The sequence below is a fragment of the Nocardioides sp. DN36 genome (assembly GCF_055380375.1).
This window is the reverse complement of the sequence record NZ_AP043823.1, coordinates 2,850,960-2,877,364: the sequence shown is the minus strand read 5'-3', so window position 1 is coordinate 2,877,364 and position 26,405 is coordinate 2,850,960. Positions and strand designations below refer to the sequence as shown.

General features: G+C 72.4%; 22 protein-coding genes. 12 read left to right on the top strand and 10 right to left on the bottom strand.

Going from position 1 to position 26,405, the window contains the following annotated elements:
* Positions 1–15: 15 nt before the first annotated feature.
* Positions 16–969: a phytanoyl-CoA dioxygenase family protein gene (locus ACZ43H_RS14675; protein ID WP_464583974.1), complete on the bottom strand. Its 954-nt coding sequence runs from the start codon at positions 967–969 to the stop codon at positions 16–18.
* Between the two features lie 42 nt (positions 970–1,011).
* On the opposite strand from ACZ43H_RS14675, the gene ACZ43H_RS14670 reads away from it, so the two are divergent.
* The 4 genes from ACZ43H_RS14670 (at position 1,012) to ACZ43H_RS14655 (ending at position 7,243) form a co-directional block, all read left to right on the top strand.
* A complete protein-coding gene (locus tag ACZ43H_RS14670) occupies positions 1,012–1,872 on the top strand; it encodes a helix-turn-helix domain-containing protein (RefSeq protein ID WP_464583972.1) in 861 nt (286 codons plus the stop codon).
* A gap of 129 nt (positions 1,873–2,001) precedes the next feature.
* The gene (locus ACZ43H_RS14665; RefSeq protein WP_464583970.1) at positions 2,002–3,975 is read left to right on the top strand and encodes a thioredoxin domain-containing protein; all 1,974 of its coding nucleotides are present in this window, start codon (positions 2,002–2,004) and stop codon (positions 3,973–3,975) included.
* A gap of 179 nt (positions 3,976–4,154) precedes the next feature.
* Positions 4,155–5,735 carry a GMC family oxidoreductase gene (locus ACZ43H_RS14660; RefSeq protein WP_464583968.1) on the top strand — a complete coding sequence of 527 codons (1,581 nt, stop codon included), beginning with the start codon at positions 4,155–4,157 and terminating at the stop codon, positions 5,733–5,735.
* Positions 5,732–7,243 (top strand): aldehyde dehydrogenase family protein, encoded by a 1,512-nt coding sequence (locus ACZ43H_RS14655; RefSeq protein WP_464583966.1) that lies wholly within the window; start codon positions 5,732–5,734, stop codon positions 7,241–7,243. The genes ACZ43H_RS14660 and ACZ43H_RS14655 overlap by 4 nt, the downstream gene beginning before the upstream one ends.
* A gap of 51 nt (positions 7,244–7,294) precedes the next feature.
* On the opposite strand, the gene ACZ43H_RS14650 is transcribed toward ACZ43H_RS14655, so the two are convergent.
* The 3 genes from ACZ43H_RS14650 to ACZ43H_RS14640 all read right to left on the bottom strand — a co-directional run bounded on the left by ACZ43H_RS14650 (position 7,295) and on the right by ACZ43H_RS14640 (position 11,396).
* Positions 7,295–8,947 (bottom strand): glycerol-3-phosphate dehydrogenase/oxidase, encoded by a 1,653-nt coding sequence (locus tag ACZ43H_RS14650; RefSeq protein WP_464583964.1) that lies wholly within the window; start codon positions 8,945–8,947, stop codon positions 7,295–7,297.
* Between the two features lie 62 nt (positions 8,948–9,009).
* The gene (gene glpK, locus ACZ43H_RS14645; protein WP_464583962.1) at positions 9,010–10,527 is read right to left on the bottom strand and encodes a glycerol kinase GlpK; all 1,518 of its coding nucleotides are present in this window, start codon (positions 10,525–10,527) and stop codon (positions 9,010–9,012) included.
* Positions 10,528–10,565: 38 nt separating this feature from the next.
* Complete coding sequence (locus ACZ43H_RS14640; protein ID WP_464583960.1) at positions 10,566–11,396, bottom strand: MIP/aquaporin family protein; 831 nt, start codon at positions 11,394–11,396, stop codon at positions 10,566–10,568.
* Between the two features lie 191 nt (positions 11,397–11,587).
* Here ACZ43H_RS14640 and ACZ43H_RS14635 point away from each other — a divergent pair, with 191 nt between their 5' ends.
* Both ACZ43H_RS14635 and glpK (ACZ43H_RS14630) read left to right on the top strand, forming a co-directional pair.
* On the top strand, positions 11,588–12,355 hold the full coding sequence (locus ACZ43H_RS14635; protein ID WP_464583958.1) for an IclR family transcriptional regulator: 768 nt from the start codon (positions 11,588–11,590) through the stop codon (positions 12,353–12,355).
* On the top strand, positions 12,352–13,887 hold the full coding sequence (glpK, locus tag ACZ43H_RS14630) for a glycerol kinase GlpK (RefSeq protein ID WP_464583956.1): 1,536 nt from the start codon (positions 12,352–12,354) through the stop codon (positions 13,885–13,887). The genes ACZ43H_RS14635 and glpK (ACZ43H_RS14630) overlap by 4 nt, the downstream gene beginning before the upstream one ends.
* On the opposite strand, the gene trhA is transcribed toward glpK (ACZ43H_RS14630), so the two are convergent.
* On the bottom strand, positions 13,872–14,591 hold the full coding sequence (gene trhA, locus ACZ43H_RS14625; RefSeq protein WP_464583954.1) for a PAQR family membrane homeostasis protein TrhA: 720 nt from the start codon (positions 14,589–14,591) through the stop codon (positions 13,872–13,874). The two genes, glpK (ACZ43H_RS14630) and trhA, sit on opposite strands and share 16 nt — an antisense overlap.
* A 119-nt stretch (positions 14,592–14,710) precedes the next feature.
* On the opposite strand from trhA, the gene ACZ43H_RS14620 reads away from it, so the two are divergent.
* The 3 genes from ACZ43H_RS14620 (at position 14,711) to ACZ43H_RS14610 (ending at position 18,191) form a co-directional block, all read left to right on the top strand.
* The gene (locus ACZ43H_RS14620; protein WP_464583952.1) at positions 14,711–15,487 is read left to right on the top strand and encodes an isoprenyl transferase; all 777 of its coding nucleotides are present in this window, start codon (positions 14,711–14,713) and stop codon (positions 15,485–15,487) included.
* Between the two features lie 381 nt (positions 15,488–15,868).
* A complete protein-coding gene (locus ACZ43H_RS14615; RefSeq protein WP_464583950.1) occupies positions 15,869–17,221 on the top strand; it encodes a PhoH family protein in 1,353 nt (450 codons plus the stop codon).
* Between the two features lie 313 nt (positions 17,222–17,534).
* Positions 17,535–18,191, top strand: a complete 657-nt coding sequence (locus ACZ43H_RS14610) for an aggregation-promoting factor C-terminal-like domain-containing protein (RefSeq protein ID WP_464583948.1) — start codon at positions 17,535–17,537, stop codon at positions 18,189–18,191.
* A 51-nt stretch (positions 18,192–18,242) separates the two neighbouring features.
* Here ACZ43H_RS14610 and ACZ43H_RS14605 read toward each other — a convergent pair whose 3' ends face one another.
* Entirely contained in the window at positions 18,243–18,935 is a 693-nt protein-coding gene (locus tag ACZ43H_RS14605; RefSeq protein ID WP_464590834.1) for a class I SAM-dependent methyltransferase, read from the bottom strand.
* A gap of 265 nt (positions 18,936–19,200) precedes the next feature.
* On the opposite strand from ACZ43H_RS14605, the gene ACZ43H_RS14600 reads away from it, so the two are divergent.
* The gene (locus ACZ43H_RS14600) at positions 19,201–20,523 is read left to right on the top strand and encodes an Ig-like domain repeat protein (protein ID WP_464583946.1); all 1,323 of its coding nucleotides are present in this window, start codon (positions 19,201–19,203) and stop codon (positions 20,521–20,523) included.
* A gap of 9 nt (positions 20,524–20,532) precedes the next feature.
* On the opposite strand, the gene ACZ43H_RS14595 is transcribed toward ACZ43H_RS14600, so the two are convergent.
* Positions 20,533–21,885, bottom strand: a complete 1,353-nt coding sequence (locus tag ACZ43H_RS14595) for a class II fumarate hydratase (RefSeq protein WP_464590832.1) — start codon at positions 21,883–21,885, stop codon at positions 20,533–20,535.
* Between the two features lie 56 nt (positions 21,886–21,941).
* Entirely contained in the window at positions 21,942–22,634 is a 693-nt protein-coding gene (locus ACZ43H_RS14590) for a spermine/spermidine synthase domain-containing protein (RefSeq protein WP_464583944.1), read from the bottom strand.
* A gap of 117 nt (positions 22,635–22,751) precedes the next feature.
* Here ACZ43H_RS14590 and ACZ43H_RS14585 point away from each other — a divergent pair, with 117 nt between their 5' ends.
* Together ACZ43H_RS14585 and ACZ43H_RS14580 are read left to right on the top strand one after the other, a co-directional pair.
* Positions 22,752–22,985, top strand: a complete 234-nt coding sequence (locus ACZ43H_RS14585) for a hypothetical protein (protein ID WP_464583942.1) — start codon at positions 22,752–22,754, stop codon at positions 22,983–22,985.
* Positions 22,986–23,157: 172 nt separating this feature from the next.
* A complete protein-coding gene (locus tag ACZ43H_RS14580; RefSeq protein ID WP_464583940.1) occupies positions 23,158–24,099 on the top strand; it encodes a DUF559 domain-containing protein in 942 nt (313 codons plus the stop codon).
* Between the two features lie 28 nt (positions 24,100–24,127).
* On the opposite strand, the gene ACZ43H_RS14575 is transcribed toward ACZ43H_RS14580, so the two are convergent.
* Both ACZ43H_RS14575 and ACZ43H_RS14570 read right to left on the bottom strand, forming a co-directional pair.
* The gene (locus tag ACZ43H_RS14575) at positions 24,128–24,652 is read right to left on the bottom strand and encodes a hypothetical protein (RefSeq protein WP_464583939.1); all 525 of its coding nucleotides are present in this window, start codon (positions 24,650–24,652) and stop codon (positions 24,128–24,130) included.
* The gene (locus tag ACZ43H_RS14570) at positions 24,649–26,361 is read right to left on the bottom strand and encodes a fumarate hydratase (RefSeq protein ID WP_464583937.1); all 1,713 of its coding nucleotides are present in this window, start codon (positions 26,359–26,361) and stop codon (positions 24,649–24,651) included. The genes ACZ43H_RS14575 and ACZ43H_RS14570 overlap by 4 nt, the downstream gene beginning before the upstream one ends.
* Between the last annotated feature and the right edge of the window lie 44 nt (positions 26,362–26,405).

The window sequence follows — 26,405 nt, the reverse complement described above, 5'->3', positions numbered from 1 at the left end:
CCCTCGGGCGCCCGGTCACGCAGGTCCGGGGCTGCACCACACCCCGGGTGTGTGCACCTCGTGCACGACGCGCAGCTCGGTGTCCGTGTCGCCCACGGACTCGGGACGCAGCTCCTCGCTCGCCCGCCAGGAGTACCGGTCCTCGGGTGCCGCCCACCGTGCGTGCTCGGCGAGGGCCAGGGGGACCAGCCGCATCCGCGCGCGGGCCCAGTCGAGCGTCCAGGGTCCGTCCTCCGCGATACTGCGGACGGAGCGGAACTCCAGGTAGACGGTGCGCCTCAGCTCGTTGGCGACGGCGGGTGGCGAGCCGTGGATGATCATGTCGTCGTGCACGAGCACGTCTCCCGGCTCGAGCTCTACCTCGACGGCGCCGGGCATCTCCCAGCCGTGCTCGTCGGCCAGCGCGCACGTGTCGGCGCCGAGGCGCTGGGACCCGGGGACGACCCGCAGCGCCCCGCGACCGGCCACCGAGGCGTCCAGGTAGACGCCGACGTTGAAGATGCGGTGGCGTCGTCCGTGGACCGCGTCCTGGTGCCAGGGGATGGGAGCGCCGTCACCGGCGGACTTGAAGACCATGGACTCGTAGGTGGGCACGAAGTCGGGGCCGGCCAGGCTCTCGGCGATCCCGAGGACCTCCGGGCTGCCGAGCAGCTCCAGCGACGCCGCACGTCCCTTGTCGTGCAGGTAGTCGACGCGGTACATCACCTGCCCCGAGGGACGCGAGGCGAACAGCCAGTCGCCCGGCCGCCCACGGTCCGGGTCGGCGCCGTCGCTGATCCAGCCCTCCGCCGCTCGCTGGAGGCGCCCGAGGAGGGGCGCCGGGATCCTCTGCCGGAGCACCAGGAACCCCTGCTGGTCGAAGTGCTCGACCTCGGCGTCGGTGAGCGACCAGGCCGAGGGGGCTGCCGGGGCCGTCTTCGGGACGCTGTCGGCGGGCGGCTGGTGGGCGGTGGGCGAGTCGATGGTCATGGATGTGAGGCTAGTTGCCTCCATCTGGGCAATACTTCGCTCATGAAGGCCGATTCTTCCCGGATCCTCGCCGAGAGTGCTGTCGACCACCAGACCTTCGGCTTCGCCTGCGGGCTGAGCTCCTCCCCGGCCATGGCTCGCGCGCACCGCCACGACGACGTGGAGGTGGTCCTGTCGATCCAGGGCACGGCCGTGCTGGACCTGGCCGGCACCGTCTTCCACGTCGGTCCGGGCGAGTGCGCAGTGTTCTGGGCCGGGATGCCGCACCGGGTCGTGGAGACCAGCGGGCCCGACGCGGCCGCTCGTGCGGACGTCTCCCTCGGGTGGGTCACCGTTCCCCTGGTCGAGGTCCTGGGAGCGCCGCTGCTGCCGGCCGCATTCACCGGCGACCTGCTGCGGGGCGAGCTGCTCACCTTCGTGGCACCCGCCGCGCTGGAGACGACCATGCAGACGTGGAGGGAGGAGATCGGCTCCGAGCCGACCCTGACCGCGGCCGCGCGCCGGGAGGCCGAGGCGCTGCTCATCCGGGCCAGCCACCTGGCCCGCCCCGACGGTCGGCCCGCAGCTCTCGAGGAGTCGGGCTCCCGCGCGCTCGCCACCGCGATGGCCTCCTGGATATCCCGGAACTTCCGGGAGCCGGTCTCTCTGGCGCAGGTCGCTGCTGTCGCGCACGTGCACCCCTCCACTGCCGCAGCGACCTTCCGTCGTCACCTGGGGGTCACGATCGGTGACTACGTGTCGCAGTGCCGGACCGCCGAGGCCCAGCGACTCCTCATCTCCACCGACGCCACCACGACCGAGATCGCCGTGCGCGCCGGCTTCGGCTCGACCAGCCGCCTCTACGCGCACTTCGCCGATGCGCTCGGCATGCCGCCGGCCGCCTACCGGCGCAGCATGCGCTGATCCACGGGGACGCGGAGGCGAGCGCCCCGGTGCCCGACCGGCTGAGCGCGCGGGCCGCCACCCCCTGAGCCGCCACCCCCTGAACCGCCACCCCCTGAGCCGCCACCGGCCGACGGTTAGGTTGGCCAGATGTCCAACCGGCTACGCGACGCGACCTCGCCGTACCTCCTCCAACACGCGGAGAACCCCGTCGACTGGTGGGAGTGGGGGCCCGAACCGTTCGAGGAGGCCCGGCGCCGCAACGTGCCCGTGCTGCTCTCGGTCGGGTACGCCGCCTGCCACTGGTGCCACGTGATGGCGCACGAGTCGTTCGAGGACGACGTCGTCGCGGGCTACCTCAACCAGCACTTCGTCAGCATCAAGGTCGACCGCGAGGAGCGGCCGGACGTGGACGCGGTCTACATGCAGGCCACCACGGCGATGACCGGCCAGGGCGGCTGGCCGATGACCTGCGTGCTCGACCACGACGGCAACCCGTTCTTCGCCGGCACCTACTTCCCGGACCAGCCCCGGCACGGGCAGCCGTCGTTCGGGCAGCTGCTGCAGGCGCTGGTGGACGCCTGGCAGAACCGTGGCGACGACGTGCGCCGCGTCGCGGACAACCTGCGCGAGCACCTGCAGCGGCAGGCCGCGCTGGCTCCGGGCTCGATCGACGGCGGCACCCTCGACGCCGCGGTGCAGACCCTTGCGAAGGAGTTCGACGGGCGCAACGGCGGCTTCGGCGGGGCGCCCAAGTTCCCGCCGTCGATGGTGCTCGAGCTGCTGCTGCGCCACGTCGCACGGACCGACGACGACGCCGCGCACGCGATGCTCGACGCGACCTGCGAGGCGATGGCGCGCGGCGGCATCTACGACCAGCTCGGCGGCGGCTTCGCGCGTTACTCGGTCGACGCCGGGTGGGTGGTGCCGCACTTCGAGAAGATGCTCTACGACAACGCCCAGCTGCTCGGCGTCTACGCACGCTGGGGCGGGCCGCTGGGTGATCGGGTCGCCCGGGAGACGGCCGACTTCCTGCTCCGTGAGCTGCGCACGGCCGAGGGTGGGTTCGCCTCCGCGCTGGACGCGGACAGCGAGGGGGTCGAGGGCAGGTTCTACGCCTGGACCCCCGACCAGCTGGTCGAGGTGCTCGGGCCCGACGACGGGGCGTGGGCGGCCCAGGTCTTCGAGGTGACGCCGGAGGGGACCTTCGAGCACGGCGCCTCCACGCTGCAGCTGCCCCGGGACCCGGAGGGACCGGGCGCGCAGCGACTGGCCGACGTCCGGGCCGTGCTGTTGGCCGCGCGCGAGACCCGGGTCCGGCCCGAGCGCGACGACAAGGTGGTCGCCGCCTGGAACGGCCAGGCCGTCTCGGCCCTCTGCGCGGCCGGGCTGCTGCTCGGCGAGCCGCCGTACGTCGACGCGGCGGTCGCCGCCGGTGAGCTGCTGGCGACGACGCACATGGTGGAGGGCCGCCTGCGGCGGGTCTCCCGGGACGGCGCCGTCGGGCGGCACGCGGCGGTGCTGGAGGACCTCGGCTGCGTGGCGTCCGGCTACCTCGCGCTGCTGCAGGCCACCGGGGACGCGGTCTGGCTGGAGCGCGCACGGGGCCTCCTCGACGACGCCCTCGAGCGGTTCCGGGCCGAGGACGGCGGCTTCTTCGACACCGCGGCGGACGCGGAGGCACTGGTCGCCCGGCCGCGCGACCCCTCCGACAACGCCAGCCCCTCCGGGCTCTCGGCGACCGTGCACGCGCTCGTGGAGTACGCCGCGCTGACCGGCTCGGGGCGGCACCGGCAGGCCGCCGAGGAGGCGCTCGCGACGGTCGCGACCCTCGCCGAGAAGGCGCCGCGGTTCGCCGGCTGGTCGCTGGCCGCCGCCGAGGCGATGCTCGACGGGCCGCTGGAGATCGCGGTCGTCGGGCCGGCCGGCCCGGACCGCGACGCGCTCGAGCAGCGGGCCCGCCGGGTCCCGGGCGCGGTCGTGGTGGTCGCCGACGGGCCACGCGAGGACGTCCCGCTGCTCGCCGGTCGGACCGCTGTCGACGGCCGGCCCGCGGCGTACGTCTGCCGGGGCCAGGTCTGCGAGCGGCCGGTCACCGATCCCGCGCTGCTGCCCGGCGGGTGATCCGGCCTCGGTCCACCCGCATCGGAGGCCGGACTTCTCAGCCACTTCCTGATGTTCTGGGGTGTTGCAACGGCTGAGAACGTCAGGAGTCGCCGGTGCACCGGCGATTCAGCCAACCCATTTCGTGGCGCCCTACCGGAGGGTAGGTTCGGGACAACCCTCTGAGTGAAGGACGTCACATGCCTGCGGAGAGCTACGACTACGTGATCGTCGGTGCCGGGAGCGCGGGGGCGGTGCTCGCGGCCCGGCTGAGCGAGGACGCCGCGGTGAGCGTGCTGCTCCTCGAGGCGGGTGGCGAGGCCGATGCCGACGAGGTGATGATCCCTGCGGCGTTCCCGACGATGTTCAAGACCCGCTGGGACTGGAACTACACGACCACCGAGCAGAAGCAGCTCCACAACCGGCGCGCCTACTGGCCCCGGATGAAGGCGCTCGGCGGCTGCTCGTCGATGAACGCGATGATCTACATCCGCGGCAACCGGGCCGACTACGACTCCTGGCGCGACCAGTACGGCGCCGCCGGCTGGGGCTACGAGGACGTGCTGCCGTACTTCAAGCGGGCCGAGGACAACGCCCGGCTGGGCGGACCGTTCCACGGCCAGGGCGGGCCGCTGCACGTGGAGGACCGGCGCTACACCCACGACCTGAGCCACGCCTTCGTGGACAGCGCGGTGAGCGCCGGGCTGAAGCCCACCGACGACTTCAACGGCGCCGACCAGGAGGGCGCCGGGCTCTACCAGGTGACCTGCAAGGGCGGCCGGCGCTGGTCGACCAACGAGGCCTACCTCAAGCCGGCCCGGGGCCGGTCCAACCTCACCGTCGCCACCGGGGCGCTCGCGTGCCGGGTCGAGCTCGAGGGCGAGCGGGCCACCGGACTGACGTTCCGCCAGGGCGGCACCGAGCACACCGTGCGGGCGACCCGGGAGGTGCTGCTGTGCGGCGGGGCGATCAACAGCCCCCAGCTGCTGATGCTCTCGGGCATCGGCCCCGGCAACCACCTCGCCGAGGTCGGCATCGAGAGCAGGGTGGACCTCGCGGGCGTCGGGGCCAACCTCCAGGACCACCCCGTGGTCCCGCTGCTCTGGTACACCCACGGGATCAGCGACCTCGCCCAGCTCAACAACGTGCGCAACTTCGTGCGGTGGAAGGCCCGGGGGACCGGCCCGCTGGCCTCGAACGTCGGCGAGGCCGGCGCGTTCTTCGCCAGCCGCGACGGGCTGCCCGCGCCCGACATCCAGATCCACTCGGCGCCCTCGGGGTTCTACGACAACGGCTTCCAGGAGCCGACCAGCCGGATGTTCACGGCCGCGCCCACGCTGGTGTCCGTGGCCAGCCGGGGCTCGATCCGGCTCCGCTCGGCCGACCCGGCGTGGCACCCGGCGATCGACGCGGCGTACCTCGAGGACCAGACCGACCTCGACGCGCTGCTGGCCGGCGCCCGGCGTACCTGGGAGATCTGCACGCAGGGCGCCGTCGGTCGCTTCCTCGACCGGCCGTGGAACCTGCCCGACGACCCGTCCGACGAGGACCTCGTCGAGCACATCCGGACCTGGGCGCAGACGCTCTACCACCCGGTGTCCACCTGCGCGATGGGCTCGGGGGAGGACGCGGTCGTCGACGCCGACCTCCGGGTCCGCGGGGTCGAGGGGCTGCGCGTGGTCGACGCCTCGGTGATGCCGGCGGTGCCGCGCGGCAACACCAACGCCCCCACGATCATGATCGCCGAGAAGGTGGCCGACGAGATGAGGAAGTCGCGATGACGCAGACCGAGGACCGGACCGCGGACCGGACCGCCACGTTCGACTCGCTGAACCCCGCGACCGGCGACGTCGTCGGCACCCACCCGGTGCACACCGAGGAGGAGGTGCGGGCCGCCGTCGCGCGCGCCCGCGAGGCCGCCGCCTGGTGGTCGGCGCTCTCGTTCGACGAGCGCGACCGGCACCTCTCGGCGTGGAAGGGCGTGCTGACCCGCCGGGTCGCGCAGCTCGCGGACCTGATGCACCAGGAGACCGGCAAGCCCCACGGCGACGCCCTGCTCGAGGCCGCGCTGGCCATCGACCACCTGGCCTGGGCGGCCGGTCACGCCGAGAAGGTCCTCAAGCGTCGTCGGGTCTCGCCGGGCCTGGTGATGTCCAACCAGGCGGCGACGGTGGAGTACCTCCCGCTCGGCGTCGTCGGCGTGATCGGCCCGTGGAACTACCCGGTCTTCACGCCGATGGGCTCGATCGGGTACGCCCTCGCGGCCGGCAACGCGGTCGTCTTCAAGCCGAGCGAGTACAGCCCCGGCGTCGGGGAGTGGCTGGCCCGCACCTTCCTCCAGGTCGTCGGCCGGCCGGTCCTGCAGGTCGTGACCGGGTACGGCGAGACCGGTGCGGCGCTGTGCCGGGCGGGCGTCGACAAGGTGGCCTTCACCGGCTCGACCGCGACCGGCAAGCGGGTGATGGCGGCCTGCGCCGAGACGCTGACCCCGGTCGTGATCGAGGCCGGCGGCAAGGACGCCGTGATCGTCGACGAGGACGCCGACGTCGACGCCGCCGCGGACGCGGCCCTGTGGGGCGCGTGCAGCAACGCCGGGCAGACCTGCACCGGCGTCGAGCGGGTCTACGTCCACGAGAAGGTCTACGACGACTTCCTCGCCGCCCTGACCGAGAAGGCCCGGGGCCTGCGCGCCGACGACGGCCCGGACGCCCAGATCGGGCCGATCACGATGCCCAAGCAGCTCGACGTGATCCGCCGCCACATCCAGGACGCGCTCGACCGCGGTGGTCGGGCGGTGGTCGGCGGCGCCGACGCCGTCGGTGACCGGTTCGTGCAGCCGACGATCCTCGTCGACGTGCCGGAGGACTCGCTGGCGGTGCAGGAGGAGACCTTCGGCCCGACGGTGACCGTGGCGAAGGTGCGCGACATGGAGGAGGCGATCGCCCGGACCAACGCCACCCGCTACGGCCTCGGGTCGACCGTCTTCGGCAAGGAGCGCGCGATGGAGATCGCCGCCCGGATCCGCTCGGGCATGACCGCGATCAACGGCGTCATCACCTTCGCGGCGATCCCGAGCCTGCCGTTCGGCGGCGTGGGCGACTCGGGGTTCGGACGGATCCACGGCCCGGACGGGCTCAGGGAGTTCACCTACCCCAAGGCGATCGCCCGCCAGCGCTTCAAGCCGCTGCTGACGCTGACCTCCTTCACCCGCACCGAGAAGGCGGAGTCGCAGCTGGCCCAGATGATCACGATGCTGCACGGGCGCGGGACCACGATCCCGAAGCGGTAGGAGCAGCGCGGCGAGCCCGCCCCGAGGCCGGGCTCGCCGCCTCCGCCTCCCTCAGCCGGCTGCTGCGGTCCGCACGTCCGGGGCGCCGAGCCGCGCGGCGTCCGCGGTGCGGTCGTCGGGCTGCTGCTGGGAGTCCAGCTCGGCCGCCACCCGGGCGCGGTAGTGCTCGACCTCGCCCTTGACCCGTGCGTCGTCCCAGCCGAGCACCGGGGCGACCAGCGCTGCGACCTCCTCGGCGGCGGCGACGCCGCGGTCCGGGGTGTCGATGGAGATGCGGGTGCGCCGGGTCAGGATGTCGTCGAGGTGCAGGGCGCCCTCGGCGAGAGCGGCGTAGTACGCCTCCACCCGCAGGTAGAGCGGCGCGTCGGCCAGCGGCTCCGCGAGGTCCGGACGGTCGCCGAGGAGCGCGAGGAGCTCGCCGACGAGCGAGCCGTACCGGCCCAGCAGGTGCTCGACCCGTCCCGGGTGCAGGCCCGAGTCCGCGGCCAGCTGCTCGCGCTGGTTCCACAGCGCGGCGTACCCCTCCGCGCCGACCAGCGGGATGGTCTCGGTGCAGGAGGCCGGCACCTTGCGCGTGAAGGAGTGCGACACCGCGTCGACGGCGTCCTTGGCCATCACCCGGTACGTCGTGTACTTGCCGCCGGCGACCATCACCAGGCCGGCCACCGGGCTGACGACCGCGTGCTCGCGCGAGAGCTGGCTGGTGTCCTCGGACTCGCCCGAGAGCAGCGGCCGCAGCCCGGCGTACACCCCGACGACGTCCTCGTGGGTGAGCGGCGTCCTCAGCAGCCGGTTGGCGTGCTCGAGCAGGTAGTCGACGTCGGACCGGCTGGCCGCCGGGTGGGCGAGGTCGAGCTCCCAGTCGGTGTCGGTCGTGCCGATCAGCCAGCTCTCGCCCCACGGGATGATGAACAGCACGCTCTTCTCGGTCCGGGCGATGATGCCCGACTGGGCGTGGATGCGGTCGCGGGGCACCACGATGTGCACGCCCTTGGAGGCGCGCACGTTGATCTGCCCGCGACCCCCGACCATCTCCTGGATCTCGTCGGTCCACACGCCCGCCGCGTTGATGGTCTGCCGCGCCCGGATCTCGAGCCGCTCGCCGGTCTCGAGGTCCAGCACCCGGGCGCCACTGACCCGGTCGCCCTCGCGCAGGAAGCCGGTGACCCGGGTGCTGGTGGCGCACAGCGCGCCGTAGTGGGCGGCGGTCCGGGCCAGCATCATCGTGTGCCGCGCGTCGTCGACCTGGCCGTCGTAGTACTTGATCGCCCCCACCAGGGCGTCCTTGCGCAGCGAGGGGAACTCCCGCAGCGCCTGCCGCCGGGTCAGGTGCCGGTGGGTGGGCACCCCGTGGCGCCCGCCCATGGTGTCGTAGAGCAGCACGCCGCTGCCGACGTAGAACCGCTCCCAGACCCGGTGCTGGAGCGGGTAGATGAACGGCACCGGGCGGGCCAGGTGGGGGCAGAGCCGGTTGAGGATCAGCGAGCGCTCGCGCAGCGCCTCGCGGACCAGCCCGAAGTCGAGCTGCTCGAGGTAGCGCAGCCCGCCGTGGATCAGCTTGCTGGAGCGGCTCGAGGTGCCCGAGGCGTAGTCGCGTGCCTCCACGAGCCCGACCCGCAGGCCCCGGGTGGCCGCGTCGAGCGCCGCGCCGGCGCCCACGACGCCGCCGCCGATCACCAGCACGTCGAGGGGCTCGCGTGCCATCTCGCGCAGCGCGGAGGCGCGACTCCCCGGGTCCAGTGGCGTGGCCCTGGACGTCAGCGTGCTCACTTGACGTCCACCCAGTCCAGGGTGCGGGTGACGGCCTTGCGCCACCCGGCGTACCCCTCCTCGCGCTGCTCCTCCGACCACTGCGGCTCCCACCGCTTGCTCTCGTTCCAGTTCTGGCGCAGCTCCTCGGGGTCCTTCCAGAAGCCGACCGCCAGCCCGGCGGCGTACGCCGCGCCGAGCGCGGTCGTCTCGGCGACGACCGGCCGGCTGACCGGCACGCCGAGCACGTCGGCCTGGATCTGCATGCACAGGTCGTTGGCGGTCACGCCGCCGTCGACCTTGAGCACCTCCAGCTTCACCCCGGAGTCCTTCTCCATGGCGTCGGCGACGTCCCGGCTCTGGTAGCAGATCGACTCGAGGGTGGCCCGGGCCAGGTGGGCGTTGGTGTTGAACCGGGAGAGCCCGACGATGGCGCCGCGCGCGTCGGAGCGCCAGTACGGCGCGAACAGGCCGGAGAACGCGGGCACGAAGTAGACGCCGCCGTTGTCGGGCACCTCGCGGGCCAGGCTCTCGCTCTGCGACGCGCCGCTGATGATGCCCAGCTGGTCACGCAGCCACTGCACCGCGGACCCCGTGACCGCGATCGACCCCTCGAGGGCGTAGACCGGGGGCTGGTCGCCGAACTGGTAGCAGACCGTGCTGAGCAGGCCGTTCTCCGAGCGCACCAGCTCCTTGCCGGTGTTGAGCAGCAGGAAGTTGCCGGTGCCGTAGGTGTTCTTGGCCTCGCCGGGCGCCAGGCAGACCTGGCCGACCATCGCGGCCTGCTGGTCGCCGAGCGCGGCCGGCAGCGGGACCGCCGCGCCCAGCGGGCCGTCCTCGAGGGTGTGGCCGTAGAACGACGGGTCCGACGAGGGCCGGATCTCCGGCAGCATCTGGCGCGGGATGCCGAACATCTCCAGCAGCTCGTCGTCCCAGTCCAGGGTCTCGAGGTCCATCAGCATGGTCCGGCTGGCGTTGGTCACGTCGGTGACGTGGACCCCGCCGCGCGGCCCGCCGGTGAGGTTCCACAGCAGCCAGGAGTCGGTGTTGCCGAAGATGGCGTCGCCCGACTCGGCTGCCTCGCGCGCGCCGTCGACGTTCTCGAGGATCCACTGGATCTTGCCGCCCGAGAAGTACGTCGCCGGCGGCAGCCCGGCCTTGCGGCGGATCACGTCACCCCGACCGTCGCCGTCGAGCGCCTTGGCGATGCTGTCGGTGCGGGTGTCCTGCCACACGATCGCGTTGTAGTAGGGACGGCCGGTCTTCTTGTTCCACACCACGGTCGTCTCGCGCTGGTTGGTGATCCCCAGCGCGGCGAGGTCCGACCCGTTCATGCCCGCGCGGGCCAGCGTGGTCTTGATGACCGAGCTGGTGCGCTCCCAGATCTCGAAGGGGCTGTGCTCCACCCAACCCGCCTTCGGCATGATCTGCTCGTGCTCGAGCTGGTGGCGGGCGATCTCGTTGCCGCCGTGGTCGAAGATCATGAAGCGGGTGCTGGTGGTGCCCTGGTCGATCGCTCCGACGTACTCGGTCATGGTGTGCTCCTCGCGGTTTTGGGGTGTTCGGGGTGGGGTCAGGCGCGGGTGGACGCGGCAGGGGTGCGGTGGACGCGCGGCTCCTCGGTCGGGACCTCGCCGACCTCGTCGGCCTCGTCGTCGTCGGGCATGAAACGACCGATGGCCAGGCGGTAGGCACCGGCGCCGAGCAGGCCGCCGATGAGCGGACCCACGATCGGCACCCAGAAGTACAGGGAGCCGCGCTGGTCCTCGAAGGCGGTGCCGTAGCCGGTGATGAACGACGCGAGCCGGGGGCCGAGGTCACGCGCGGGGTTGATGGCGTAGCCGGCGTTGGTGCCCCAGGCCATCCCGATAGCGACCACGATCAGGCCCACGATGAACGGGGCCATCCAGGCAACGGGGGCGTCGTTGCGCGAGTCGGTGACCGCGAGGATCAGGAAGAGCAGGATCGCGGTGCCGATCACCTGGTCGAGCAGCGCCGTGCTGGTGCTGACGTCCATGGCGCCGTTGCCGGGCAGCGTGGAGAAGATGCCCTGGGTGGCGATCGTGTGGCCCGGGTCGACCGTGGCGATCGCGTCGGCGTACACCCACCGCACGAGCAGCGCCGCGACGAACGCGCCGGCGGTCTGTGCCAGCGCGAACGGCAGCACCTTGCGCCAGGAGAACCCGGCGAACGCCGCCAGCGCCACGGTGACGGCGGGGTTGAGGTGGGCGCCGCTGATGCGGGCCGCCGTGTAGACGCCGAACGTGACGCCCAGGCCCCAGGCCCACGCGATGGAGTCGTGGTCGCCGAGCGCCCCGTCCCCGGTGACGACCTGCGCCACGACTCCGACTCCGAACAGGATGAGGATCATGGTGCCGGCGAACTCGGCCACGAGCTCACCCACCAACGTCCTCCTACCGAGATGTGCCACGACTGCTCCTCCGTGTCGACGTGTTCCAGTTGTGGCCTGGGACGTTAGGCAGGAGTGACGGCCACCACAACGGCTCGCGTTCGGCATCGCCGAACGCCTGGTTGTTCGCCATCGTCGAACCGCCGGTCACGCTCCGGTCTTGTCGCTGTGGCTAGGGTCACACCATGCCCGCCCGCGTCCAGTCCGTCGAACGCGCGGCGGCCATCCTGCAGGCACTCTCGGCCGAGAACCGTCCGACCAGCCTCGCGCACCTCGCGGACACGCTGGGCCTGGCCAAGGCCACCGTGCACGGCCTCGTGCAGACGCTGCGCGACGTGGGGTTCGTCGACCAGGACCCCGACTCCGGCCTGTACGCCGTCGGCGCCGGCCTGCTGCAGCTGGGCGCGACCACGCTCGACCACAACGAGCTGCGGGCCCGGGCGCTGAACTGGACCGACGCGCTCGCCGCGCGCACCGGACAGGCGGCCCTGCTCGGGACCCGGGACGGCGACCGCGTCGTCGTCGTGCACCACGTGTTCCGCCCCGACGGAAGCCCCCAGGGCTCGCTGACCGGCACGGTCGCGCCGCTGCACGTCGACGCGCTCGGCAAGGTGCTGCTCGCTCACGACCCCCGGGCGCTGCGCAGCCTGGCCGGCCGGGAGCTCGAGAGCCACACCTACCGGACCATCACCGACCCGGCCAGCCTGCGGCGCGAGCTCGCCGACGTCCGCGACCACGGCTGGGCGGCCGCGGTGGAGGAGGCCGAGCCCGAGGCAGTCGGGCTGGCCGCCCCGGTCCGCGACCGCGCGGGCTTCGTGGTGGCCGCGGTGGGCGTGGTCGGCCGGGTCGACGGGCTGTGCGACGGCCGGCACCGCCCGCGCCAGGCGCTGGTGACCCAGGTCGTCGCCGCCGGCCGGTCGATCTCGCGCGAGCTCGGGCACGGTCGGCCGTGACCACGCAGTACGTCGCCGCCGTCGACCAGGGCACCACCTCGACCCGCTGCCTGCTCTTCGACCGCGAGGGTCGCATGGTGTCGGTCGCGCAGCGCCAGCACCGCCAGTCCTACCCGCGGCCCGGCTGGGTGGAGCACGACGCCGAGGAGATCTGGCACATCACCCGCGAGCTGGTCCCGCAGGCGCTCCGCGACGCGGGGGTGAGCCCCGAGCAGGTGGTCGGGCTGGGAGTCACCAACCAGCGCGAGACCACCGTCGTGTGGGACCGCGCGACCGGCCGCCCGGTCGCGCCCGCCATCGTCTGGCAGGACACCCGGACCGCCGGCGACCTGCCCGAGCTGGTCGGGCACCTCGACGCGGATGAGCTGAGCCACCGCACCGGGCTGCCGCTGTCGGCGTACCCCTCCGGCCCGAAGCTGCGCTGGATCCTGGACAGCGACCCGGCGATCCGCGAGCGCGCCGAGCGCGGTGAGCTGCTCTTCGGGACCATGGACACCTGGCTGGTGTGGAACCTCTCCGGAGGGCTGCACGTCACCGACGCCACCAACGCCAGCCGCACCCTGATGATGGACCTGGAGTCACTGACCTGGGACCCCGAGCTGCTCGAGGCGATGCGGGTGCCGGCCTCGATGCTGCCGGAGATCCGGCCCTCGATCGGGGTCCTCGGCGAGACCCGGGACCCGGTGCCCGGGATCCCGATCAGCGCCGTGATCGGCGACCAGCAGGCCTCGCTGTTCGGCCAGACCGCCTTCGAGCGGGGCCAGGCCAAGTGCACGTTCGGCACCGGCAGCTTCCTGCTGATGAACACCGGGACCGAGGTCGTGCGGTCCCGCTCCGGGCTGATCACCACGGTCGCGCACACCGAGGAGGGGCAGCCGACGACGTACGCGCTCGAGGGGTCGGTGGCCCAGGCGGGCGCCCTCGTCGAGTGGTGCCGCACCAGCCTCGACCTGATCCGCACGGCCGCGGAGATCGAGACGCTCGCGGCGAGCGTGGAGGACAACGGCGGCTGCTACGTCGTGCCGGCGTTCTCCGGGCTGTACGCGCCGTACTGGGAGAGCGAGGCGCAGGGGATCGTGGTCGGGCTGACCTCCTACGTCACCAAGGGGCACATCGCCCGGGCCGTGCTGGAGGCGACCGCGTGGCAGGCCCGCGACGTGGTGGACGCGATGATCCAGGACGCGCAGGTGCCGATGACCTGGCTGGCGGTCGACGGCGGGATGACCGCCGACAACCTGCTCATGCAGACCGTCGCCGACGTGCTCGACGTCCCGGTGATCCGGCCGATGATGGCCGAGAGCGTGGCGCTCGGCGCGGCGTACGCCGCGGGGCTCGCGGTGGGCTACTGGCCCGACCGGCAGGTGTTGCGCTCGCACTGGCACCGGGCCGCGGAGTGGCGCTCCCGGATCACCGCCGAGCGGCGGGACGCCGAGCTCGCGGCGTGGCACCACGCCGTGTCCCTCTCCATCGCGTGGGGGCGGGGGCCGGCGCCTGCCGCGCCTGCCGGCGAGGCGGATCAGCGCAGGGCGTAGGTCGCCAGCGAGACGCCGACGTAGTGCGAGACGAACGCCAGGATCGTGAAGGTGTGGAACACCTCGTGGAAGCCGAACCAGCGCGGCCACGGGTTGGGGCGCTTGAAGCCGTAGACCACCCCGCCCATCGTGTAGAGCGCGCCGCCCACGCAGATCATCGTGAAGGTGGCGATGCCGACCCCGACGCCCAGCTTGGTGGCGCCGTCGAGGAAGGAGGGGATGAAGAAGATCGCGGCCCAGCCCATGGCGATGTAGAGCGGGACGTAGAGCCAGCGCGGCGCGTCGGTCCAGAAGACGCGGAACAGCACGCCGAGGACCGCGCCGACCCACACGGTGGCGAGCAGCCAGATCCGCTCGGAGCCCTCGAGCAGCAGCAGGCTGAACGGCGTGTAGGACCCCGCGATGAGCAGGAAGATGTTGGCGTGGTCGAAGCGGCGCAGGAACGCCCAGACCCGGGGTGACCAGGTGCCGGTGTGGTAGATCGCGGAGACCGTGAACAGGACCAGGGCGGAGCCGATGAAGGCGACCGACCCGATCCGCGTCTCGGTGGTGGGGGAGAGCGCGATCAGCACGATCCCCGCGGCCAGGATCAGCGGCGCGATGCCGAGGTGCAACCAGCCCCGGAGCCTGGGCTTCACCTCGGCGATGGTGTCGCCGAGGTGGTCCAATCCGTGGCGGATCGCCTCGTTCATCGGGTGACTCATGCTTCGAAGGTACCGTGCGGCTCCTCGACACGCCCGATGTCATCCCCCATCTGACCCATGGTCTGGCTCACCCCGAGTCGGGACCTCTGGGGGACGCCGCTGTCGCTACCATCGAGGTCGTGGCGGACTGGAAGCGTGGCATCAGGCGGGTGCTCTACCCGGCGTACGAGGCGCGGATGCTCCGCCGGATGCCGAGCGACCGGCTGCCCAAGCACGTCGGGGTCATGCTCGACGGCAACCGCCGCTGGGCCAAGGCCGTCGGCGCCGACACCGCCCACGGACACCGCGCCGGTGCCGCCAACATCGAGCCGCTGCTCGGCTGGTGCGAGGAGGCCGGGATCGAGCACGTCACGCTCTGGCTGCTCTCGACCGACAACCTCAACCGCCCCGCCGGGGAGCTGCAGCCGCTGCTGCAGATCATCGAGGAGGCCGTGGCGTCGCTCGCCGACGAGCAGCGCTGGCGGCTGCACCCCGTCGGGGCGCTCGACCTGCTGCCCGCCTCCACCGCGGAGCGGCTGAAGGCGGCCGAGGAGGCCACCCGCGACGTCGACGGGATCCTGGTCAACGTCGCGGTGGGCTACGGCGGCCGCCGCGAGATCGCCGACGCGGTGCGCTCGCTGCTCCACGACGCCACGGCGAGGGGGATGACGCTCGAGGAGCTGGCCGAGGTCATCGACGTCGACCACATCGCCGAGCACCTCTACACCAAGGGTCAGCCCGACCCCGACCTGGTGATCCGCACCTCGGGGGAGCAGCGCCTCGGCGGCTTCCTGCTCTGGCAGAGCACCCACAGCGAGTTCTACTTCTGCGAGGCCTACTGGCCCGACTTCCGGCGCGTGGACTTCCTGCGCGCGATCCGTGCCTACGCGCAGCGCGAGCGGCGGTACGGCGCTTAGCGGTGCAGGACTCCCCGGCTGGCCGGGTACTCCTGTGCTTGTCGACCGTTGCAATGGTCGACAAGCACAGGATCAGGTCGACAACCCCGCCGGCCCGCCGGTCCGCGTCATCGGATCGCAACATCGAGTTCACCCGCGCGTTCGGGCGTGTCGCCACGCAGGTGCACCCACCGGGCGTACCTTCCGAGGTAACGGGGAGTGGGGAAGCTCTCCGTATCGGGAGGCCCGCTCGTGAACGTTCACGACTGCACCGCACGGCAGGTGGATCCCTGCCGCGCGATCGGAGGCCGGCACTCCGGTCTTCGGGCTCCATCCCGGTCCACCTGCATGAACTAGGGCCGGGGCGAGGAGTGCGCGCGTCGGCCCGTGAGGGGTGACACCGTGCCGTCGCAGGCCAAGAAGACCCAGAACACCCAGCGCGCCACCTCCAGCGCACCGTCCGTCCGCACCTACGTGCTCGACACCAGCGTCCTCCTGGCAGACCCCGGGGCCCTGCGCAGGTTCGCCGAGCACGAGGTCGTCCTCCCCGTGGTGGTCATCACCGAGCTGGAGGGCAAGCGGCACCACCCCGAGCTGGGGTTCTTCGCCCGCACCGCCCTGCGCATGCTCGACGAGCTGCGGATCGTGCACGGCCGGCTCGACGAGCCGGTGCCGGTGGGCGAGGAGGGCGGGACCATCCGGGTCGAGCTCAACCACACCGATCCCGCGTCGCTGCCGTCGGGCTTCCGCCTCGGCGACAACGACACCCGGATCCTCGCGGTCGCGCGCAACCTCGCCAACGAGGGGCACGCCGTCACCCTGGTCTCCAAGGACCTGCCGCTGCGGATCAAGGCGTCCGCGGTGGGCCTCGATGCCGAGGAGTACCGCGCCGAGGCCGTCTCCGACTCCGACACCGGCTACTCCGGGATGGCGGAGCTCGACGTGACGGCCGCCGACCTCGACGAGCTGTACGACGACGGCGTGCTGGACCTCGCCGAGGCCCGCGACCTGCCCTGCCACCAGGGCCTGGTGCTGCTCTCGGAGCGGGGTACGGCGCTGGGCCGGGTCGGTCCGGACAAGCAGGTGCACCTCGTGCGCGGCGACCGCGAGGCGTTCGGCATCCACGGACGCTCCGCCGAGCAGCGGGTGGCGCTGGAGATGCTGCTCGACCCCGAGGTGGGCATCGTGTCGCTGGGCGGGCGCGCCGGCACCGGCAAGTCGGCGATGGCGCTGTGCGCGGGCCTCGAGGCGGTGATGGAGCGCCGCCAGCACAAGAAGGTGGTCGTGTTCCGGCCGCTCTTCGCGGTCGGTGGCCAGGAGCTCGGCTACCTCCCGGGCTCGGAGTCCGAGAAGATGTCGCCCTGGGGCCAGGCGGTCTTCGACACCCTGGGCGCGATGACCTCCAAGGACGTCATCGACGAGATCCTGGACCGGGGGATGCTCGAGGTGCTGCCGCTGACCCACATCCGCGGCCGCTCGCTGCACGACGCGTTCGTGATCGTCGACGAGGCGCAGTCCCTGGAGCGCAACGTGCTGCTGACCGTGCTGTCGCGGATCGGGGCGAACTCCAAGGTGGTGCTCACCCACGACGTCGCCCAGCGCGACAACCTGCGGGTCGGTCGCCACGACGGCGTGGTGGCGGTCATCGAGAAGCTCAAGGGGCACCCGCTGTTCGCCCACGTCACCCTCACCCGGTCCGAGCGCTCGCCGATCGCGGCGCTGGTGACCGAGATGCTGGAGCACGTGACGCTGTGACAGGCACGGCGCAGCTGTCGTGACGGGCTAGCCCGTCCGGGCTGGCCCGCCGGCACCGGCCCCACGTCGTACGACGAGTACGGCGTGGGGCCAGTGTGCTTGATGGGGCACGTGTGATTCATGTGACACCTGTGGGGAGATCCCGGCCACTTTTCCCCCAGAAGTCCCCCCCAAATGGGCCATTCGGTTTGCCCTCACCTGCTCACTCGTGCAGGGTGGCTCGAGATCTTTTCGTGACCAAACGCCGAAGCTCCATCGCGTGCGAGCCGGTCGCGGAGGTTCACCCCGAGTCGTCTACCCCGTGAGTACCCCTGTGCCGAAGCGTGAGAAGTACGTCCCGAAGCACCGCCAGGCTCCAGCGTCCTCGATCGTCACCCAGGCCCCCAAGAAGGTCCTGCGCAACACCGTCGTCATCTCCTCGGTCGCCGTCGCGGCCACCGGTGTGGCCGTCTCGGGCGGCATGCTCTCCAGCCCCACGAGCGTCAGCAACGCCGCCGAGGACCTCGGCCGCAACGTCGCCGCGCCGCTGACCCCGGCGCAGCTCGCGGAGCGCCGCGCCGAGGTCACCTCGCGGTCGGCGGACCGCCGCGCGGCCGCCGACCCGGCCAAGGAGGCGGCGCTCGCCGCCGACGACGGCCCGGCGATGACCCGCCACGAGAGCATCGCCGACGACGACCCCCGCGACATCGCCCGGGCGCTGCTGCCGCAGTTCGGGTTCTCCGCGGACCAGTTCGGCTGCCTCGACTCGCTCTACACGCGGGAGTCGGGCTGGCGCATCGACGCCGACAACCCCAGCTCGTCGGCCTACGGCATCCCGCAGGCGCTGCCAGGCTCGAAGATGGCCAGCGCCGGCCCCGACTGGGCGACCAACCCGGCCACCCAGATCAAGTGGGGCCTGGGCTACATCCAGGACCGCTACGGCAGCCCCTGCGGTGCCTGGGGCCACAGCCAGTCCTACGGCTGGTACTGATCCAGGTCACCGTCTCGACCCGCCACGGACGCCGTGGCGGGTCGAGCCGTCTCAGGACGCGAGGAAGACGGTGACGTGTCCGGCGTACTCACGCGGGCCGTCGAAGTGCGGCAGGTGCCACTCACCGCCCATGGTGTCGAGGTAGGCCTGGGCGGCGGCGTGGTCGGGGAAGAGCGCCCGGGTGCGGAGCTCCTCGCGGCTGACGTGGTCGAAGTGCCGTCGCAGCGCGTCCTCGCCGTTCTCGCTGCTGAACTGGGTCACCAGTGCCTCGCCACCGGCGTCCCGGCGCAGCCCGGCGGTGTGCTCCACGCCGTTGGTGACGGCGAGGAACCGGCCGCCCGGTCGCAGCACCCGGCGGACCTCCGCGAGGCCGCGGTCGAGGTCGGGCACGTGGTAGAGCATCCACAGCGCCGCGACCAGGTCGAACGACGCGTCGGCGAAGGGGAGGTCCTGCACGTCGGCGACCCGGGCGTCCACGCCGCGCGCCGCGGTCAGCTCGACCAGACGCTCGGACTGGTCGGTGGCGACCACCGTGGCCTCGGGGTCCTGCTCCACCAGCCGCTCGGCGAAGGCGCCGGTCCCGCAGCCCACCTCGAGGACGGCGCGGGCGCCGGTGGCGCGGACGACCGCCGCGGCCACCTCGACCGGGTCGCGGCCGTCGGCCGTCGGGTGCCACACCGAGCGGCGGGTCTCGAGGTTCCGCTCCGACGCGTACTGCGCGCGGACCGAGTCGGTGTCGTTCATCGTGCTCACAGTTCTGTCCTGCCTTTCCGAGAAGTGGGCAGAGCCTAGCCACGACCGCATCCCCGGAACGTCCCGCACATGCCGGTCCGTCCGGGCCACCCCGCACCACCCGGACGGGCCACCTCGCACCGGCCGTGCGTCTCGACCTCCGCACGGGTGGGTCATCCGGCGCGCATTCCGTGCACGGACGACACGGTCGCTGCCTAGCGTCGCCAGCAGGCGCTCGGGGTCGTCACGGTCCGGTCGAGCTCTTGTGGGGGAGAACATGTCCACGTCCTACCTGCGCGGTTCCACGCGCCACGCCGCCCTGATGGCGGCCCTTCTGCTGAGCGTCCCGGTGGCGCTCACCGGCCAGTCGGCGCACGCCGGCCCGCCGGTCCGGCCCGGCAAGGTCAGCCAGCTCGCGGTGCAGGTGACCAAGCCGACGGCCGCCTACCGGCTGTCCACGACCTGGGCAGCGAGCACCAACACCACGTCGTACCGGGTCACGGCGACGAACCCGGCAGGCGCGGTGCTCGACAAGGACACGGTCACCTCGCCGAGCTGGCTGGCCAGCGTGAGGGCGAGCGCCGGCACCAGCGTGCTGGTGACGGTCACGCCGTACCACGACAACCGCCGGGGCCGGTCCGCCAGGGTGAGCACGAAGCTGCCCGACCTCACCGCCCCCACCGGCTCCTTCGCCCTGAGCCGGTCCGGGTCGACGGCCACCGTCACCCAGACCGCGCTCGCGGACGACGTCTCCGCACCCGCGGACGTCACCCGGGTGCTCGACTGGGGCGACGGGACCGCAACGCAGCCCTGGACGTCGGGGACCACCGCCGACCACGTGTACGCCGGCGAGGGGCTGTGGCGACCGAGCGTGACGCTCACCGACGCAGCCGGCAACGCTGCGGTGGTCGCGCTCGGCGCCGTGGTCGTGGGGGACGAGACCGCGCCCACCGGGAGCTTCTCGACCGCGCCCGGCACCGCCTGGGCGACGCTCGACCGGGTCGCCCTCACCCAGCTGGGCATCCACGACGACTTCAGCGCAGACGCCGACATCGTGCGCACGGTCTCGTGGGGAGACGGCGCGGTCACCCCGTGGGCGTCGGGCACCCCGGCCGAGCACGTGTACGCCGCGGCCGGCGACTACACGCCGAGCATCGAGCTGGTCGACGAGGCGGGCAACCACGCGTCGGTCCTGGCGACGCCGGTCACGGTCAGCCGTGACTCCGTCGGGCCGGTCGTGAAGCTGCGGGTGCCGCGGACGCACCGCGACTCGGTGGGCAGCTGGCGCTACGTCGAGGGTCGCGCCACCGACGCCGGCACCGGCGTGGCGAGCGTCCGGGTCAGGGCCGTCGAGAAGCGCGGCGCCAGGTGGTACGCCTACCGGCCGGCCACCAGGTCGTGGGTGCGGGCGGGTACGTCGCGGCGCGCCGCGTGGCACGCTGCGCGGCCGAGCGTGGTCACCCCCACGTCCGCGGGCGCGTGGCGGGTCCGCCTCGCGCACCTGACCAAGGGTCGGCTCGTGGTGAAGGTGGGTGCCCGGGACCGGGCGCACAACGCGTCCACGCCAATCCGCCACACCCAGCTGCTGACCCGTCGCTGACCCACCCGCTCAGGGGTGCGTCATGCGCTCCAGGTCGAGGGCCTCGTCGAGCTGCTCCTCGGTGATCTCACCGCGCTCGACGAAGCCCATGGCCACGACCGTCTCGCGGATGGTCGCACCGTCGGCCAGGGCGCGCTTGGCGATCTTGGCGGCGTTCTCGTAGCCGACGTACTTGTTGAGGGGCGTCACCACCGACGGCGACGAGGCGGCGTACTGCCGCATCCGGTCGGCGTCGGCGGTGATGCCGTCCACGCACCGCTCGGCCAGCAGCACGGTCGAGGTGGACAGCAGCCGGATCGACTCCAGCAGGTTGCGCGCCATCACCGGCATCGCGACGTTGAGCTCGAAGCTGCCGCTGGCGCCGGCCACGGTGACCGCGGTGTCGTTGCCGATCACCTGCGCGCAGACCATCAGCGTCGCCTCGGGCAGCACCGGGTTGACCTTGCCGGGCATGATGCTCGAGCCCGGCTGCAGGTCGGGGAGGTGGATCTCCGCCAGGCCCGTGGTGGGGCCTGACGACATCCAGCGCAGGTCGTTGCAGATCTTGGTGAGGCCGACCGCGATCGTCTTCAGCACGCCGCTCAGCTCGACCAGCGAGTCGCGGGTGCCCTGCGCCTCGAAGTGGTCCCGGGCCTCGGTGAACTCCTGGCCGGTGCGCTCCGCCAGCACCTCGATCACCCGGGCCGAGAAGCCGGCCGGGGTGTTGATGCCGGTCCCGACCGCGGTGCCACCGAGAGGCAGCTCGCGCACCCGGGGGAGGACGGAGTGCAGCCGCTCGCCGGCGTACCGCACCGTGGCGGCGTAGCCGCCGAGCTCCTGGCCGAGCATCACCGGGGTGGCGTCCATCAGGTGGGTGCGACCGGACTTCACCAGGCCGCCGAACTCCTCGGCCTTCGCCGAGAGGCTGCGCTCGAGGGTGGCGAGCGCGGGGAGCAGGTCCTCCACGACGGCCAGCGTGGCCGCCACGTGGATCGACGTCGGGAACGTGTCGTTGCTGGACTGGCTGGCGTTGACGTGGTCGTTGGGGTGCACGTCGACGCCGGCGCGGGCCGCGAGGCTGGCCAGCACCTCGTTCATGTTCATGTTGGAGCTGGTCCCCGAGCCGGTCTGGAAGACGTCGAGCGGGAAGTGCCCGTCGGCCTCGCCCGCGAGCACCTGCCCGGCCGCCTTCTCGATCGCCTCGACGCGCGCGGCGTCGAGCACGTCGAGCTCGCCGTTGACCCGCGCGGCGGCGGCCTTCACCAGCGCCAGGGCCTGGATGTGCCGCGGCTCGAGGGTCACCCCGCTGATCGGGAAGTTCTCGACCGCGCGCTGGGTCTGGGCGCGCCACAACGCGTCCGCGGGGACGCGCACCTCGCCCATGGAGTCGTGCTCGGTGCGGAAGCCGCCGTCGGCGTGGCTGTTGGCGTCAGGAGTGCTCACGCCCCTGAACGTACCCGCCCGAAGTAGAGCCAGTACTGCTCGTCGCGGTCCTGCAGGAGCACGTCGTACGACCTGCCCTCGGCCTCGCCGAACACCTCGCGGAGGGCCTCCTCGAGCGCGGGCGCCTGGTCGGCGGACCAGACGACCAGCACGCCCCCGGGACGCAGCGCCGCGCGGGCGTTGGTGAGGAAGGGGGTGCGGTAGAGCGCGGCGTTCTCCTCGTGGACGAGGTAGCCCGGGCCGTTGTCGACGTCGAGCAGGACGAGGTCGTACGAGGCGGGGCGGGCCTCGGCGAGGGCCACGGCCACGTCGGCGACGACCACGGTCACGCGCTCGTCGGCGAGCAGCCCCGGGCCGTGGGGGATCGTGCCGCCGCGCATCCAGTCGACCAGGGCCTGCTCGATCTCGACGACGGCGCACTTCTCGACGCGGGAGTCGGCCAGCACCTCGTGCATCGTGTAGCCGAGGCCCAGCCCGCCCACCACGACGGCCGACGGGTTCTCGACGAGGCCGAGCGCCGCGGACGCCAGGGCCCGCTCGGTGCTGGTCTCGAGCGTGTCCATCACGAAGACGCCGTTGGCCCGCAGCTCGAGCACGCTCGGGGCGCCGTCGCTGCGTCGCTCGCGCAGCACCAGCTCGCCGCGCTCGGACTCGGCGCGGGCGATCTCGACGTACTGCGTGGACTCCATGGAACCATCCTGTCGGCCGGTGGGACGCGCCTGCGAATCGGTGGGCCCGGGCGGCCGGGAGTCGATCTCCGGCCGCGGGGTACGACGTGGTGACCGACCCCGAGACGAGGAGTACCCATGAGTGAGGCCGGCAAGCCCGACGAGCGCGAGCGCGAGCGCGATCGGCGGGACGAGCAGGGCGGGCAGGTGTCCGAGGTGTCCGCGATGGACCCCGCCGACGCCGACACCCCGATCGCGGACGACCAGGCGACCGCGGGCTACCCCGAGAGCGAGAGCGGCCGGCCCGAGGAGGGCGAGGCGGGTCCGAACGCGATCCCCGCCGACAACCGGCGCGCGGTCGAGGGCGACTGACCCCTCGCCCGCGTTGACGTCATGCGTTCTGAGGTCTCTAGCCCTCAGGACGCATGACGTTGTGCTGGCGGACTGGCCGCCGGCCGTGCACAGGGGCGGGCGCCGCCGTGTCTGTCCCCAGATGATGTCGCGCGAGCGGCCGAGGCGAGGGGATCGGGCGAGGGTTCTCGTCATGCCGAAGGTGACCCCCCACGACGACGCCGCGCTACGACGTGCTCGAGAGCTCGCGGCCTCGCAGGGAGGTGTCGTCTCGAGGCGACAGCTGTACGCCGCGGGGGTGACCCGCTGGCAGATCGTGGCGAACGCCCGGGCCGGTCGGTGGCAGACGGTCGGGCACCAGTCGGTGTGTCTGCACTCCGGTCCTCTTGAGGAGGAAGGTCACTGGTGGGCTGCCGTCTTCCAGGGCGGCCCGAGTGCCTGCCTGGACGGCGTCGCCGCCTTGAGGGCGGCCGGGCTCGAGAGGTACGACGTCGACCGGATCCGGGTCTCTGTCCCGCGCGGGTCCCGGGTACGCCGTACCCGGCTCTACGACATCCGACAGACCCGGCGCTGGAGCCGGGACGACGTCGTGCGCGCCGGCGTCCCCCGCACCCGGCCGCCCGTCGCCGCGGTTCGGGCTGCCCTGTGGGCGAGGTCCGACAAGCAGGCAGTCCTCATCCTGACCATGGCCGTGCAGCAGGGGGTCGCGCGCGCGGACGCGATCGGGCAGGAGCTGCTCAGGATCCGGCGCGACAAACGCCGTCTCCTGCTGCACGCGGTCGTGAACGACCTGCTCGAGGGCGCCCGGTCACTCGGCGAGCTCGACGTCGCGACCGAGCTGAGGCGTCGCGGCCTGCCCGAACCTGACCGGCAGGTGCTTCGCAGGGACGGGCGCAACCGCTACTACCTCGACCTGTACTGGTCGCGGTGGCGGCTCGTCGTGGAGATCGACGGTATCCATCACTCGTGGGCGGAGAACATCGTGGGCGATGCCCTCCGCCAGAACTCACTCGCGCTGTCGGGGGACACGGTGCTGCGCCTGCCGCTGCTCGGTCTCCGGCTGCGTCCCGATGAGTTCTTCGCCCAGATCGAGGCGGGTCTGCGGGCGGGTGGGTTCCGAGATGCGGCAGCCTGACACCGGGACGTCATGCGCATCGTGGCCCCTAGACCTCGAGACGCATGACGTCCGCCGGAGGCAGGGGCGGGCGCTGGCGCAGGAACAGCCAGCTGCCACCCGCGCCGAGCACGATCGTCAGGAGCAGCAGCAGGCCCATCGCCCAGCGGGCCCTGGTGGGCGAGTCGAGGGTGACGGTCCCGTCCTCCTGGATCCAGATCCGCCGGTGGGTGCCCGGGGCCGGGCCGTCCTCCTCGCACCAGCTCCGCCAGGCGGTGCGTTCGCGGCCGTCCTGGGTCCACCGCAGCCGCAGGTGCCAGGAGTTCCTGACCCGGCCTCGGCACGTGTCGTGCGCGGAAGGCTGGCTGCGCAGGATCGTGGCGTCGTACGACGGGGCCCCCTCGGTCAGGTAGCTGCGCTGCGTCGGGGTCAGCATGAACGCGACGAGACCGAGGGCGACCAGCCCGAAGATCCCCGCCGTGAGCCTCGCCCGGCGCGCTCCCGCCCGCCGCTCGGCCACGATGCGTGCGTGGTTCTCCTCCGGCGTGACGTCGTACTGCGGACCCGACGTCACTCGGCCGAGCGGACCCGGATGCCCGCCGCGCCCAACGAGCTCAGCGGGACGGTGACGGCGCCCGAGGGGTCGGTGAAGAAGTCGTTGCCCTTGTCGTCGACCACGATGAAGGCGGGGAAGTCCCCGACCTCGATCTTCCAGACCGCCTCCATGCCGAGCTCCTCGTACTCGAGGACCGACACCGACTTGATGCAGTCCTGGGCGAGGCGCGCGGCGGGCCCGCCGATCGAGCCGAGGTAGAAGCCGCCGTGGGCGTGGCAGGCCTCGGTGACGACCTTGGACCGGTTGCCCTTGGCCAGCATCACCTTCGAGCCGCCGGCGGCCTGGAACTGCTCGACGTAGGAGTCCATCCGTCCGGCCGTGGTCGGGCCGAACGACCCGGAGGGGAGGCCCTCGGGCGTCTTGGCCGGGCCGGCGTAGTAGACGGGGTGGTCCTTGAGGTACTGCGGCATCTCCTCGCCGGCGTCGAGCCGCTCCTTGATCTTGGCGTGCGCGATGTCGCGGGCCACGACCAGCGGACCGGTCAGCGAGAGGCGGGTCTTCACCGGGTGCTTCGTGAGCTCGGCGAGGATCTCGTCCATCGGCCGGTTGAGGTCGATCTTCACGACCTCGCCGGCCGCGATCTCGTCGGAGACGCCGTGGTCGGGCAGGTACTGGGCCGGGTCGGTCTCGAGCTGCTCGAGGAAGACGCCCTCGGGCGTGATCTTGCCGAGCGCCTGGCGGTCGGCCGAGCAGGAGACGGCGATCGCCACCGGGCACGACGCACCGTGGCGGGGGAGCCGCACGACGCGCACGTCGTGGCAGAAGTACTTGCCACCGAACTGCGCACCGATCCCGAAGGACTGGGTCAGCTTGAAGACCTCCTCCTCCAGCTCGAGGTCCCTGAAACCGTGGGCGGCCGGGCTCCCTTGTGTCGGCAGGTTGTCGAGGTAGTGCGCCGAGGCGTACTTCGCGGTCTTCAGCGCGAACTCCGCCGAGGTGCCGCCGATGACGACGGCGAGGTGGTACGGCGGGCAGGCGGCCGTGCCGAGCGAGCGGATCTTCTCGTCGAGGAAGGACAGCATCCGCGTCGGGTTGAGGATCGCCTTGGTCTCCTGGAACAGGAACGACTTGTTGGCCGAGCCGCCGCCCTTGGCCATGAAGAGGAACTTGTACTCCGGCTTCCCGCTGGTCTGCGGGGTCGAGTAGATCTCGATCTGCGCCGGCAGGTTGGTGCCGGTGTTCTTCTCGTCGTACGTCGTGAGCGGTGCGAGCTGGCTGTAGCGCAGGTTGAGCTTCGTGTAGGCGTCGTACACGCCGCGGGAGATCGCCTCGCCGTCGTCGGTGCCGGTGACGACGCCCTCGGACTTCTTGCCCATCACGATCGCGGTGCCGGTGTCCTGGCACATCGGCAGCACGCCGCCGGCGGAGATGTTGACGTTCTTGAGCAGGTCGAGCGCGACGAAGCGGTCGTTGCCCGACGACTCGGGGTCGTCGATGATCCGGCGCAGCTGGGCGAGGTGCGCGGGCCGCAGGAAGTGGGCGATGTCGTGCATCGCCTCCGCGGTCAGCCGCTGGATCGCCTCCGGCGCGACCTTCAGGAAGGTCTGCCCGTCGACCTCGAACGTCGAGACGCCCTCGGTGGTGACCAGCCGGTACGGCGTGTCGTCCGTGCCGGTGGGCAGGAGGTCGGAGTAGCGGAACTGCGGCTCGTTGACGGGAGTGCTCACGAATCCTCAGGCTATCCCGCCCGGTGGGCCGCCGCGGAGGCACC

Coding starts and splice junctions, on each gene's coding strand:
- ACZ43H_RS14590 (WP_464583944.1), bottom strand. CDS start 22,634: ATGGAGTCCACGCAGTACGTCGAGATCGCCCGCGCCGAGTCCGAGCGC.
- ACZ43H_RS14675 (WP_464583974.1), bottom strand. CDS start 969: ATGACCATCGACTCGCCCACCGCCCACCAGCCGCCCGCCGACAGCGTC.
- ACZ43H_RS14605 (WP_464590834.1), bottom strand. CDS start 18,935: ATGAACGACACCGACTCGGTCCGCGCGCAGTACGCGTCGGAGCGGAAC.
- trhA (WP_464583954.1), bottom strand. CDS start 14,591: ATGAGTCACCCGATGAACGAGGCGATCCGCCACGGATTGGACCACCTC.
- ACZ43H_RS14650 (WP_464583964.1), bottom strand. CDS start 8,947: ATGGCACGCGAGCCCCTCGACGTGCTGGTGATCGGCGGCGGCGTCGTG.
- ACZ43H_RS14580 (WP_464583940.1), top strand. CDS start 23,158: ATGCCGAAGGTGACCCCCCACGACGACGCCGCGCTACGACGTGCTCGA.
- glpK (WP_464583962.1), bottom strand. CDS start 10,527: ATGACCGAGTACGTCGGAGCGATCGACCAGGGCACCACCAGCACCCGC.
- ACZ43H_RS14670 (WP_464583972.1), top strand. CDS start 1,012: ATGAAGGCCGATTCTTCCCGGATCCTCGCCGAGAGTGCTGTCGACCAC.
- ACZ43H_RS14665 (WP_464583970.1), top strand. CDS start 2,002: ATGTCCAACCGGCTACGCGACGCGACCTCGCCGTACCTCCTCCAACAC.
- ACZ43H_RS14600 (WP_464583946.1), top strand. CDS start 19,201: ATGTCCACGTCCTACCTGCGCGGTTCCACGCGCCACGCCGCCCTGATG.
- ACZ43H_RS14660 (WP_464583968.1), top strand. CDS start 4,155: ATGCCTGCGGAGAGCTACGACTACGTGATCGTCGGTGCCGGGAGCGCG.
- ACZ43H_RS14585 (WP_464583942.1), top strand. CDS start 22,752: ATGAGTGAGGCCGGCAAGCCCGACGAGCGCGAGCGCGAGCGCGATCGG.
- ACZ43H_RS14635 (WP_464583958.1), top strand. CDS start 11,588: ATGCCCGCCCGCGTCCAGTCCGTCGAACGCGCGGCGGCCATCCTGCAG.
- ACZ43H_RS14655 (WP_464583966.1), top strand. CDS start 5,732: ATGACGCAGACCGAGGACCGGACCGCGGACCGGACCGCCACGTTCGAC.
- ACZ43H_RS14595 (WP_464590832.1), bottom strand. CDS start 21,885: ATGGGCGAGGTGCGCGTCCCCGCGGACGCGTTGTGGCGCGCCCAGACC.